Source organism: Sphingorhabdus lacus, from assembly GCF_009768975.1.
GTDB lineage: Bacteria > Pseudomonadota > Alphaproteobacteria > Sphingomonadales > Sphingomonadaceae > Sphingorhabdus_B > Sphingorhabdus_B lacus.
Genome location: NZ_CP035733.1, coordinates 1,169,631 through 1,181,399 on the forward strand (window position 1 = coordinate 1,169,631; position 11,769 = coordinate 1,181,399).

Annotated in this window: 11 protein-coding genes and 1 tRNA gene; 4 read left to right on the forward strand and 8 right to left on the reverse strand. The window is 55.4% G+C overall.

Going from position 1 to position 11,769, the window contains the following annotated elements; all coding sequences use genetic code 11:
• Positions 1-89 precede the first annotated feature (89 nt).
• Positions 90-2,273 carry a catalase/peroxidase HPI gene (katG, locus tag EUU25_RS05445; RefSeq protein ID WP_158899009.1) on the forward strand — a complete coding sequence of 728 codons (2,184 nt, stop codon included), beginning with the start codon at positions 90-92 and terminating at the stop codon, positions 2,271-2,273.
• A gap of 74 nt (positions 2,274-2,347) precedes the next feature.
• Here katG and tig read toward each other — a convergent pair whose 3' ends face one another.
• From tig to EUU25_RS05470, 5 genes are all read right to left on the reverse strand, one after another.
• Positions 2,348-3,865: a trigger factor gene (tig, locus tag EUU25_RS05450; RefSeq protein ID WP_158899011.1), complete on the reverse strand. Its 1,518-nt coding sequence runs from the start codon at positions 3,863-3,865 to the stop codon at positions 2,348-2,350.
• 93 nt (positions 3,866-3,958) lie between these two features.
• Positions 3,959-4,043, reverse strand: a tRNA-Leu gene (locus tag EUU25_RS05455).
• A gap of 116 nt (positions 4,044-4,159) precedes the next feature.
• Positions 4,160-4,864 carry a hypothetical protein gene (locus tag EUU25_RS05460; protein WP_158899013.1) on the reverse strand — a complete coding sequence of 235 codons (705 nt, stop codon included), beginning with the start codon at positions 4,862-4,864 and terminating at the stop codon, positions 4,160-4,162.
• On the reverse strand, positions 4,854-5,078 hold the full coding sequence (locus EUU25_RS05465; protein ID WP_158899015.1) for a hypothetical protein: 225 nt from the start codon (positions 5,076-5,078) through the stop codon (positions 4,854-4,856). The genes EUU25_RS05460 and EUU25_RS05465 overlap by 11 nt, the downstream gene beginning before the upstream one ends.
• Positions 5,075-5,671: a hypothetical protein gene (locus tag EUU25_RS05470; protein WP_158899017.1), complete on the reverse strand. Its 597-nt coding sequence runs from the start codon at positions 5,669-5,671 to the stop codon at positions 5,075-5,077. The genes EUU25_RS05465 and EUU25_RS05470 overlap by 4 nt, the downstream gene beginning before the upstream one ends.
• A gap of 305 nt (positions 5,672-5,976) precedes the next feature.
• Here EUU25_RS05470 and EUU25_RS05475 point away from each other — a divergent pair, with 305 nt between their 5' ends.
• From EUU25_RS05475 to EUU25_RS05485, 3 genes are all read left to right on the forward strand, one after another.
• Positions 5,977-6,627 (forward strand): hypothetical protein, encoded by a 651-nt coding sequence (locus EUU25_RS05475; RefSeq protein ID WP_158899019.1) that lies wholly within the window; start codon positions 5,977-5,979, stop codon positions 6,625-6,627.
• A gap of 165 nt (positions 6,628-6,792) precedes the next feature.
• Positions 6,793-7,311 (forward strand): hypothetical protein, encoded by a 519-nt coding sequence (locus EUU25_RS05480; protein ID WP_158899021.1) that lies wholly within the window; start codon positions 6,793-6,795, stop codon positions 7,309-7,311.
• Positions 7,312-7,419: 108 nt separating this feature from the next.
• The gene (locus EUU25_RS05485) at positions 7,420-8,277 is read left to right on the forward strand and encodes a hypothetical protein (protein WP_158899023.1); all 858 of its coding nucleotides are present in this window, start codon (positions 7,420-7,422) and stop codon (positions 8,275-8,277) included.
• A 2-nt stretch (positions 8,278-8,279) separates the two neighbouring features.
• On the opposite strand, the gene gatB is transcribed toward EUU25_RS05485, so the two are convergent.
• The 3 genes from gatB to gatC all read right to left on the reverse strand — a co-directional run bounded on the left by gatB (position 8,280) and on the right by gatC (position 11,743).
• Positions 8,280-9,755: an Asp-tRNA(Asn)/Glu-tRNA(Gln) amidotransferase subunit GatB gene (gene gatB / locus EUU25_RS05490; protein WP_158899025.1), complete on the reverse strand. Its 1,476-nt coding sequence runs from the start codon at positions 9,753-9,755 to the stop codon at positions 8,280-8,282.
• 216 nt (positions 9,756-9,971) lie between these two features.
• Entirely contained in the window at positions 9,972-11,456 is a 1,485-nt protein-coding gene (gene gatA / locus EUU25_RS05495) for an Asp-tRNA(Asn)/Glu-tRNA(Gln) amidotransferase subunit GatA (RefSeq protein WP_158899027.1), read from the reverse strand.
• Entirely contained in the window at positions 11,456-11,743 is a 288-nt protein-coding gene (gene gatC, locus EUU25_RS05500) for an Asp-tRNA(Asn)/Glu-tRNA(Gln) amidotransferase subunit GatC (RefSeq protein WP_143775277.1), read from the reverse strand. The genes gatA and gatC overlap by 1 nt, the downstream gene beginning before the upstream one ends.
• Between the last annotated feature and the right edge of the window lie 26 nt (positions 11,744-11,769).

The following is an 11,769-nucleotide window of genomic DNA, read 5'->3' on the forward strand; positions in this document are numbered from 1 at the left end:
AGTGTGTGTCGTATCATTGCTTTGACCGATTAAACCGCACGTGACATTCTGAAAAGACAGACCCGAACCCGATAGAAGAGGAACAACTTATGGCAGATGCAGACCCCAAGGCAGGTTGTCCGGTACATGGCGGAGAAATGAAAATTCGCTCATTGCTTGGACGTCAGAATAAGGATTGGTGGCCTGACGCGCTGCCGGTGGACATGCTCCATCAGCATGGCGTTTCACCCGACCCGATGGGTGAAGATTTCGACTATGCGGAAGCGTTCAAAAAACTCGATTATGCGGCGTTAAAGGCGGACCTTACCACCTTGATGACCGACAGCAAATCTTGGTGGCCCGCCGACTATGGCCATTATGGCCCGTTCATGATCCGTATGGCATGGCACGCCGCTGGAACCTATCGCGTCACCGACGGCCGTGGCGGTGCAGGCAGTGGGCAGCAGCGTTTCGAACCGCTGAACAGCTGGCCCGACAATGGCAATCTGGACAAGGCACGACGCCTGTTGTGGCCGATCAAGCAAAAATATGGCCAATCGATCAGCTGGGCTGACCTGTTCATCCTCGCCGGTAACGTCGCAATCGAAAGCATGGGAGGGCCCGTTTTCGGCTTTGGCGGCGGCCGCAGAGACGTGTACCAATCCGAAGGTGACACTTTCTGGGGTGCCGAGGAAATCTGGGTAGACCAAGGCGCCCAGACCCGCATCACCGAAGAGCAGGTCGAGCTGGAAGGGCCGCTGGCCGCGATCCAGATGGGCCTGATATATGTGAACCCGGAAGGTCCGGGCGGCGACCCTGACCCGCTCAAGTCGGCTCGCGATATGAAAGCGACCTTCCTTCGCATGGCAATGAATTCGGAAGAAACCGTCGCACTCACCGCAGGCGGGCATGCCTTCGGCAAGGCACATGGCGCAAAGCCCGGCGAAACGTTCGGCAAGGCCCCTGCAGGCGAAGCAATCCACCAGCAGGGCTTTGGCTGGCTGACCGACGCAGACGAAATCGGTAAGGGCCATATCACCACCTCGGGAATTGAGGGTTCGTGGTCGAACAACCCGACCCAATGGGGCGGCGATTATTTCCGTCTATTGTTCAAATATGACTATGAACTGGTCGAGAGCCCTGCCGGTGCCAAACAGTGGCAACCGATCAATCCCGATCGTGAAGACATGGCCCCGGACGCACGGGATCCCAACAAGCGCGTGCCGACAATGATGACCACGGCCGACATGGCGCTCAAAATGGATCCCGAGTTCCGCGCGATTTCGGAACGGTTCCGTGACGACCAAGCCGCTCTTGATGATGCATTCGCACGCGCATGGTTCAAGCTGACGCACCGCGATATGGGTCCAAAAAGCCTCTATCTCGGACCGGAAGTTCCCGAAGAAACACTGATCTGGCAGGACCCCGTACCTGCTGGCGCCGCGCCTTCTGATGCAGATGTTTTGGCATTTAAGTCGGCGGTGTTGTCGAGCGGTTTGACCGTTTCGCAGCTTGTAAAGACGGCCTGGGCTTCCGCCTCGACCTATCGCAAGTCGGACAAACGGGGCGGTGCCAACGGTGCCCGCATCGCGCTCGCGCCGCAGAAGGATTGGGACGTCAATGAGCCCGCCGAACTGGCCACGGTTCTCGCGAAGCTTAATGAACTGCGCGGGTCCATGAGCCTTGCCGACGCGATTGTGCTGGCTGGCTCGGCGGCGGTCGAAAAGGCAGCAAAAGACGGCGGTTTTGACGTTACCGTACCGTTCACCGGCGGCCGCGGCGATGCGACGCAGGACTGGACCGATGTTGAGAGCTTCCATTGGATGGAGCCTCAGGCGGATGGCTTCCGAAACTATCTGAAAACGCGCCAGCCGGTAAAAACCGAGGAGTTACTGCTCGACAAAGCGTCGCTGCTCGGCCTTTCCGGTCCGGAAATGACCGTGCTGGTGGGTGGATTGCGCGTCCTTGGCGCGAACCATAAGGGTATCCCTAAGGGTGTATTTACTCATCGCAAGGGCGCTCTAACCAACGATTTCTTCGTCAATCTGTTCGACATTGATACCTTCTGGGATCTAGCCGACACCGCCAGCGACGAAGAGTTTATCGGCTACACGCGCGGTGAGCGCACCGAAAAATGGCGCGCAACCCGCACCGATCTCATTTTCGGATCGAACAGCCAACTCCGTGCAACCGCCGAAGTCTATGCCGAGCGCGGTCATGAAGAGAAGTTCGTACGCGATTTCGTAAAAGCCTGGGTCAAGGTGATGAACGCCGACCGGTTTGATCTCGCATAAACAGCGCAACCTTAAATGAAAAGGGCCCGGATCACTCCGGGCCCTTTCTCTTTATCTTTACCTGTATCGCAAGGTTACTTCTTCGCGGCAGCCTTCTTTGCAGGCGCTTTCTTGGCGGCTGGCTTGGCTTCTTCCTTAGGCTCGGCAGCTTCCTTTTTAGGGGCAGCCTTCTTTGCCGCAGGCTTGGCTTCCTTCGCAGGAGCTTCTTCCTTGGCCGCAGCCTTTTTGGCAGGCGCCTTCTTCTTCGCAGCAGGCTTTGCGTCGGGCTCAGCTTCGATCGCTGCTTCGAGCTCTTCCTTCGTTACCGTCTTTTCGGTGACGCTTGCTTTGTCGAAAAGGAAGTCAACGACCTTGTCTTCAAACAGAGGGGCACGCAGCTGGGCGGCTGCCATCGGGTTTTCTTGCAGATATTGTACGAACCGCTGGCGGTCTTCAGCGCGATATTGCTGGGCAGCTTGCTGGACCAGCATATTCATTTCTTGGCTGCTGACTTCTACGCCATTTGCCTGACCGATTTCAGACAGCAACAAACCTAAGCGAACGCGGCGGACGGCGATGTCACGATAATCTTCGCGCTCTGCTTCCATTTCCTTCTTGGCCGCTTCGGGATCTTCCTCACGTGCAGCTTCCTGCTCAAGTTGCGCCCAAATCTGCTCGAACTCGGCTTCGACCATCGAAGGCGGAACTTCAAAATCATGGTCCGCAGCAAGCTGATCGAGTAGCTGGCGCTTCATATATGTGCGGGTCAGGCCGTTATGTTCTTGCTCGACTTGGACTTTCATCAGCTCGCGCAGCTTGTCGATGCCTTCCAGACCGAACATCTTGGCAAGATTGTCGTCGGCTTTAGCTTCCACAGGCTTGCGGACTTCGGCCACAACGATATCGAAGGTTGCAGCTTTGCCCTTCAGGTTCTCGGCGTTGTAATCTTCGGGGAAGGTTACGTTGATGACCTTTTCATCATTGGCTTTCACACCAACAAGCTGGTCTTCAAAACCGGGGATAAGCTGACCCGAACCAAGCTCGACCGCCATGCCTTCGCCCTTGCCGCCTTCGAACGGAACGCCATCGACCTTGCCTTCAAAGTCGATAACAACGCTATCGCCCAATTTGGCGGCGTATTTCTTGTCTGCTGCTTCAAAGCTCTTCTGGCCAGCGGCCAACTTCAAGATCGATTCGTCCACCGCAGCATCGCTGACTTCGACCGTCAAACGCTCCAGCGTGATCCCGTCAATCGACGGCGCCGAAATCGCAGGCAATACTTCGAGATGGAAGTCGACAACCGCATCCTTACCGGGCGCATAGTCATTATCGAGATGAACATGGGGCTGGGTCGCAGGACGCAGCTTGTTATCGGTGATCGCCTTCTGGACGCCTTCCTGGATCGAGCTGTTCAGCGCGTCCTGCAACAAGGAGTCCTTGTGCATTTTCTTGACCAGATTGGCGGGAACCTTACCAGGACGGAAGCCGGGCATCCGCACCTGAGGGGCGATTTTCTTTACCTCGGCATCAATGCGCGATTCGACATCTTTCGCGGTAATCGTCATCCGATATGCGCGCTTCAGGCCTTCATTCTGTGTCTCGACGGTCTGCATGTTATCTTCTCTATCTGGGACAAGCGGGTAGCTTGCCTTAAACTGTTAAATGGCTTTCGGGTTCAACGGCAGCCGAGGTTATACCTCATTTCGTGGTGCGGGCGAAGGGACTCGAACCCCCACACCTTGCGATGCCAGAACCTAAATCTGGTGCGTCTACCAATTCCGCCACGCCCGCTTACGAAAAGCTGCCGTTTCACAAACGACGGGAGCCTCTAACGGGAAAGGTGCACAAGGGCAAGTGCCAAGCGGCGATTGGGCTTCGCCGCAGGCCCGCTGTCTCAATAACAGACCTTAATTTTGGGCATTCGGTGCTTCTAAGACCACTTGACCGCCTTCAAGCGATGCCGGCGCAGCAGTTTCTGTGGTTGCCTTGCGATCGATGATACGGTCGCGTTGATAGCCCAGAACACCTTTGATTGCTGGCAAACGCGATATTGCTATCCCCATATAATTGGCTACCTTACCTGCGGCATGCAGATCGGCGGGAATACGGGGCAAAGACGAAAGCCTCGGATCGACAGGCGTCGTGTCGTCAACAGGATCCAACGCCAAGGTCATCGCCGCAAGACGAGGCGAACTGCTGTCGCCTTTTTCGGCGGGGCCCGAATTGGCCAAATCGGTTGTCATCGTACCCAAATCGACGATCTTCCCGGCTTCCGCAGTGAAGGTGACACTGCCCATACAATAGCAGACGCCCATCCCGTTCAAGGGGTCGACCTGACCGAATATCCGGTAAGTGCCCGGGGTCACGGCATGGAGATACGTCCCGCCACCCTTGCTGTAGAACCGGTTGAACGGTCCCATCGTAAAATTCGCCATTTGCGAAAACTGGGTGAACTGGAAGTTGGATTCGGTCGGCTCAACCGGCTTTTTCGGCAATTTCATGCCGGATGTCTTCTTGGCGACAGCCAGATCGCGCTCATATTTTACGACCGCTTTGGCATAATCTTCCTTGGCTTCGGCGAAAGCTTCTTCCCGAAGCTTATCATAAAGCAATCTGGTCCTCGGCGCTCGGGATTTTGACAAAATGCATGGGCATCGCATTGGGCGTGCGGAGCAGGATGTACGCTTTTGCAGGGTCAAGCGTGACCGCAGGGGCGTCTTTGACATGCTTGGCCTCGACAAAAACCGGCACTTTCGATTTGGCGAGAGCAATTTGGGGCGCAACCGAGGCGGATAGCGCTGCGAGCGTGAGGATTAGTTTGTTCATCGTGGCAATACCTTTTCCGAAGCAGTGGCTTTTGACGCAACGAGCGCCTGAAGCTTCAGCGCGCGCAATCGCGACTCCTCTTCCTCGGCCCCTGTCCCTTCTTCAAAGTTGAAAGTCTCCCACAATTCCTTGCTCAACCCGATCCGCTCATAGCCTTTGAAACCCATGCACTGCCGCATGTTCACACGGCGCATCCGACGTTTTTCGCCAGGCACAAAAATCGCAGCCATCATAGCATTGGCGATCATACCGCCCGCAGCACCGGCCAATGTCCCGGCATAGGGATAAGGCGCTTCCTGATATTTATAGCTGGAAACCAGCGCGCGGGCGTAGCCGTCGCATTCCGTTATATCCGCATAGGCCGTTGCAAAATCCGTCTCGTCGCGCCGGAAATAATAATATTTGTCGTAATTTTTCGCGTCTTCAAGGCCCTCGGTAAATTCCAGTTTGGGCATCTCGAGCTTGGAAGCTTCGTCAGCAGCGATTTCGACTACGCCAAAGGGCGAAGCACTCAGGCTATCGCTGTCATTGGCGGAAATCGGACTGGACAGGAATGACGCGCTCAAGACAAGCGCGATGGACAATGGACGCACGCAAAACTCCCCCTCTTTTGCGGACCGGTACAGAAACCAGTCTATTGCTTGTGCGTATGTTTTCTAAATCAGCGGCGCCGGAAAGAAAGTAAAACTTTTCGCCAAAGGCGGATTTCTAATGCCAAACTCTGTATAGCTATTAGACAAGCCACCGGCAACTTTCTGCCTAGTTGTAAAATTGACAGCTTTTTGAACAATCAAGGCCCCAAAACAGCTTGCAATATAAACGGGGCATCGGCATCCCCTGAAACGTACAAAGCAACCATAAGCCAGTTATATCTTCACTGACTTTTGCCGGGGGGCACATGAAAACAATAATTGCGCCGCTTTTCGGCATTTGCTGCGCTGCGGTTAATGCCCAAGATTTACAAACTCCTGTCACATCTCTTCCGAACCCCACCTCGGAAACGGCCCAGACGCAGGTAGAGCCATTAAAGGCGAAGCTTTTCGCCGGTTCGCCGGTAATTGTGTCTCTGATCGACGACATTTCAACAACGAGCAGCAATATAGGCGACAAGTTCAAGGTCATGGTTGTGCATGACGTCGTCCAGGGTGGAACTATTGTCATTCCGAAAGGCGCGTTAGGCGAAGGTGTAGTCACCTTCGTCACCAAGAACGGTGCATTTGGCAAACCCGGCATTTTGGGAATTTCATTACGTTCTCTCGAACTCAACGGCCAACGGATTCTACTCGACGGACGGTATAGAGAAGAAGGCGGCAACAACAACGGCGCAGCGGCAGCTACAATGTTTGCGGTCGGTGTCGCGGCGGCGCTGGTGAAGGGGAAATCGAGTTTCATTCCCAAAGGCCGCGAACTGAAAGCACGAACCGGCGAAGACATCAGCTTCGCGCCAGTAACCGAACCTTCTTCTGGTCCGATTTCTGAGACCAAAGCACCAGAGTTACCGCAAGACTCACCGCCAAAACCCCCGGAAGCCAATACGCCTCCGTACTGACCTGCCCTTTTCTAAATTCAAGCTGGAGACTGAATGATGAAATTTTCGACTATAAGCAAAATTGCTGCATTGTTTGCAGTTAGCGTTACGTACCCTGCAATGGCACAGGATGCCGCAGCGCCCGAATGTGAATTGCATGTTTTTCCCACATTGGAAGGACAGGCCATGACCACTAGCCTTCTCTCGGGCTTCGGAATCATCGGAGCCGTTGCCGATGCCGCCGCCAATAAGGACCGGAACATTAGTGAAGCCGAATATCTGAAAGAAGCACTCGGGCCTAGGCTCCAAATCGAAGCACTAAAATCGCTTGATTTGGTTACGGAACTGAAGCTGCAGCCTTCGCAGATCATCTATGAAACCCCGATTGCCGACAGGAACGTATCGACAAAGGCGACCAACCGGCTTAGCTCATCGACCGCCCCTTGCTATGTGGAGCTGCTAATCACGCAGAATTTCTATACCAAAAGGGCTATTTATGGTCGCTCGCTGAACAACCGCTTCATTTTCAAGGACTTCAGAGGCGGGAAAACCAAGGCTAAGCTGGTCAAAGGTCGGGGTGGCAATGGCCTGTCGAGCTTTCCTCCGAAAACCACGGACGAAACAGAAGCGGCCGAAACCGAATTACGCGAAGTATTTGCAAAGAACTTTGTCGAGTTCGCGAAAACCATAAAGGCTGCGAAATAAGACAATTACCCGATCCTGCGGTGGGAGCTTTTCGGCTACCCACCGCAGTTCGCCTCGAACGGGCAAATCAAAAAACCGTTCATCCTGCCATTTACAGAGAGCCGTCCTATGCTGAGACCGATCCTAATCTTGGGACTGTGCGCTGGATTGCATTCGGCTGTTGCGGATGCCTCACAAGGCAAGCGAAACGATCCAGCAACGCTTTCTGCCAAGGACCGTACGTCGGCGGATCTATTCGAGGTTCGCGTGTTTTTGCCCCAAACTGCGATCGAATCCACCGTCGATGTCGGCCGTGTCGCACGCTCGCCTTCAGGGGGATTGCTTGATACCTTGATCGTCTATTCCCTTGACGACAAAAAGAAGATTTTATCCAAGTCCCTGAAAGATAAAGCAGAACACACCATACAGCCTATACGCGGAGTACTGAGCGGGTTTGACGTTGATTCACTTGCGCTAACTAGTTCAACGAAAGCGCTGGCTACTATTGATTGGCTACACGCAGGAACGCCTGCCCTGTACAAGGACATGTCCTATACAGGTCAGCCCGGTGAGAATGTAGCAGAGATTTCCTTCCGCTATGATCTGTCTCCTGACTTTTCCAGTATCCGTGTTTTCGCTGATGTACGGCTGGCTCGAAATAATGCGGTTGTTTTCAAACAAACTGTGACGAGCATCGTTCAGTTAAAAAAACGATCGTTCGAACAAGACGAAAATGCCCTTCTTTGGAGTGAAGACGAGGGCAAACGCGCCAAAGAGGCGATCGTCGATTCTTTTCGCCAAATGGAGCAGCTGATCCCGATCGCTTTGAACATGACGTCCGCCGACTTAAACGCTTTTGGCAACAAGAACCGTGAGCAGGGGTTCGCTGCTGGCTACAATGGCCCGATCATAAAGCGTGGTGGCCTCAGCCCGGACGATATTCTGATCTGGTCAAATGGACTGTTGTTCCTGCACGTTCTGCCCTAAGATCAGACGTCTAACACATTCTTCAACAGCTCGTTGATGACCTGCGGGTTGGCTTTACCCTGCATCGCCTTCATGGTCTGACCGACGAAGAAGCCAAAAAGCTTGTCCTTGCCCGAACGATATTCGGCGACCTTGTCTTCGTTGGCAGCCATGATCTTGGCGATTTCGGCTTCGATGGCTCCGGTATCGTTGGTCTGCTTCAACCCGCGCTCGTCCACAATGGCCGCAGCGCCCTGCCCGGTTTCGAGCATGATTTCAAAGACCTGCTTGGCGATGCTGCCACTGATTGTGCCATCCGCGACCAAGCCCAGCAATTCCGCAGCCTGCGCCGGATTTACCGGGCTTTCGTCCAGCGACTTGCCCAGTTTATTGAGCGCGCCGAACAGTTCGGACAGAAGCCAGTTCGATCCTTGCTTGGCGTCCACGCCGTGGCCCAGCAGATCTTCAAACCAGAACGCCGTCTCGGCTTCCGCAGTCAAAACCGCCGCATTATAAGCTGTGAGCCCCATACTTTCGTAACGCTTGCGCTTCGCGTCGGGCAGTTCAGGCAGGCTTGCCTTGCATTCTTCTAGAAATGCATCGTCCAATTCGACCGGCAACAGGTCCGGGTCCGGGAAATAGCGGTAATCATGCGCGTCTTCCTTGGAGCGCATGGACCGGGTTTCCATTTTATTGGGGTCAAACAGGCGCGTTTCCTGGACGACAGCGCCGCCGCCTTCGATCAGATCGACTTGCCGCTGCGCCTCATATTCGATCGCCTGCATCATGAAACGGATCGAGTTCACATTCTTCGTTTCGGTTCGCGTCCCGAGTTCACCACCCGGCTTGCGGACCGATACGTTGACGTCGGCGCGCATGGAGCCCTGCTCCATATTGCCGTCGCACGACCCGACATAGCGCAGGATCGACCGCAGCTTTTTAAGGTAAGCCCCCGCCTCTTGCGGCGAACTCATGTCCGGCCGCGAGACAATTTCCATCAGCGCGACGCCCGACCGGTTGAGGTCGACAAAGGACATGGTCGGGTGCTGGTCGTGCATCAGCTTACCGGCATCCTGCTCGACATGGATCCGCTCGATACCGATCTTCTTGGTCGGGCTATCGGGATCCTTCTCGTTCAGCGTGACCTCGATTTCGCCTTCGCCGACAATCGGGTGGTAAAGCTGCGAAATCTGGTAGCCCTGCGGCAAGTCGGCGTAGAAATAGTTTTTGCGGTCAAAACGCGACCAGCGATTGATCTGCGCGTTAATCGCCATGCCGGTGCGAACAGCCTGCCGCAAGCATTCGCGGTTCGGCACCGGCAACATACCAGGCATCGCCGCATCCACGAGCGACACATGACTGTTCGGTTCCCCGCCATAAGAGGCGGATGCGCCCGAAAAGAGCTTGGCGTTGGACGTCACCTGCGCATGGACTTCAAGGCCGATCACGACCTCCCACTCGCCGGTGTTTCCTTGGATACGGTATGTTGATTCAGTCATTTGCTTTCCGCCTAAAAACTAACCAGTTGCGAATTCTTACGATAACGTAGGCCCACGAACACAGGTTTACTATCGACTGTAGCGTCACCATCACGAAGCCCGCATCGATTGACGACTTCAAAACTGCAATATCTAATGCTGCAAGCAGCAAAGCCAAAATAGTTGCTATCGCGAAGGGTTTCCGAAAGTACCATCGTTTTAATGGCGCTTTCTTGATTACCACCACTCCTTAGCTTCCGCCCTAAATCCGGAACGTTCTTCGATTGCCAGACCGGCGTTCAACACGGCTTGCTCGTCGAGCGCCTTGCCGATGATCTGCAGGCCTAATGGAAGGCCGTCTTTGCTAAGGCCGCCGGGAACCGACATGGCGGGAAGACCTGCCAGTGAAGCAGGCACGGCAAAAACGTCGTTCAGATACATCGACAACGGATCGCTCGTCTTTTCACCGAGCCCGAACGCAGCGCTCGGCGCGGTCGGAGCCAAAATCAGGTCGCAGCTGGCCCATGCCTGTTCAAAGTCGCGGGCAATCAGAGCGCGGACCTTTTGGGCCTGTGTATAATAGGCGTCGTAGAACCCTGCAGACAGCACATAGGTACCGATCATGATACGGCGGCGGACTTCTTCGCCGAAACCTGCGGCTCGGGTGGCAGCGTACATGTCCTGAAGGCCCGAACCATCTGGCAAATCGCGCAGGCCGAAGCGGACGCCGTCATAGCGCGCGAGATTGGAAGATGCCTCTGCTGGAGCGATGATATAATAGGCCGGCAAAGCATATTTGGTGTGCGGCAGGCTGATATCGACGACTTCCGCGCCGGCGTCTTTTAGCCAGGCAATGCCATTGTCCCACATGGCGGCGATGTCTTCATCGATGCCGTCGAGGCGATATTCGCGGGGAATACCGATCCGTTTACCCTTCAAATCGCTGTTCAGGCCAGCTTCCCATGCGGGTACGGGCAAATCGAGCGAAGTTGAATCTTTGGGATCGAAGCCAGCCATCGCCTCTAGCATGATGGCGCAATCGCGCACATCGCGCGCCATCGGGCCAGCCTGGTCGAGCGAGCTTGCAAAGGCGACAATACCCCAGCGTGAGCAGCGGCCGTATGTTGGCTTTATACCGCTGATGCCCGTGAACGCAGCAGGCTGGCGGATTGAGCCGCCGGTGTCGGTTCCGGTAGCTGCAGGGCACAAACGTGCCGCGATGGCCGAGGATGACCCCCCCGACGAACCGCCAGGCGCCAATGCCGCGTTGCCGCCATCGTTGCGCCGCCAGGGCGAAATGACGTTACCGAAATAGCTGGTCTCGTTGGACGACCCCATGGCGAACTGGTCGAGATTGAGCTTACCCAGCATCCCGGCGCCCGCTTTCCACAAATTGGCGGACACGGTCGATTCATACGTCGGCACAAAGCCTTCGAGAATATGGCTGGCGGCTGTGGTCTGCACGCCTTCGGTGCAGAACAGGTCCTTCATTCCGATCGGCACACCCGCCATCTTGCCAAGCGCCTTGCCCGCGGCGCGGTCAGCATCAACGGCGGCCGCGGCTTCAAGCGCCTTTTCCGGCGTTTCGACAATGAAGGCGTTCAATGCTTTGGCATTGGCGACGCGTGTGTTGAGAGCTTCGGCGACCTCTACGGCTTTGAACTCGCCGTTAGCTACGCCATCGCGGATGGCGGCAACGCCCATTCTGGAAAAGTCGGTCATTATTCAATCACCTTCGGCACGCCAAAAAAGCTGCCTTCACGAGCGGGAGCGTTGGCAAGGACCTTTTCGCGCACATCGCCATCGGTGACGACGTCGTCGCGCAAGCGAAGCTTGTTGGGGATGACGGCGGTCATCGGCTCTACGCCGGTGACATCCACCTCACCCAATTGCTCCACCCAGGCCAGAATGCCATTGAGCTCGCCGACCATCTTGTCAGCCTCTGCATCGCTGATCGCGATGCGCGAAAGCCGTGCGATTTTATTCACGGTATCTTTATCTACAGACATAGCGCCGCCGCTAGCATTGCGTATGC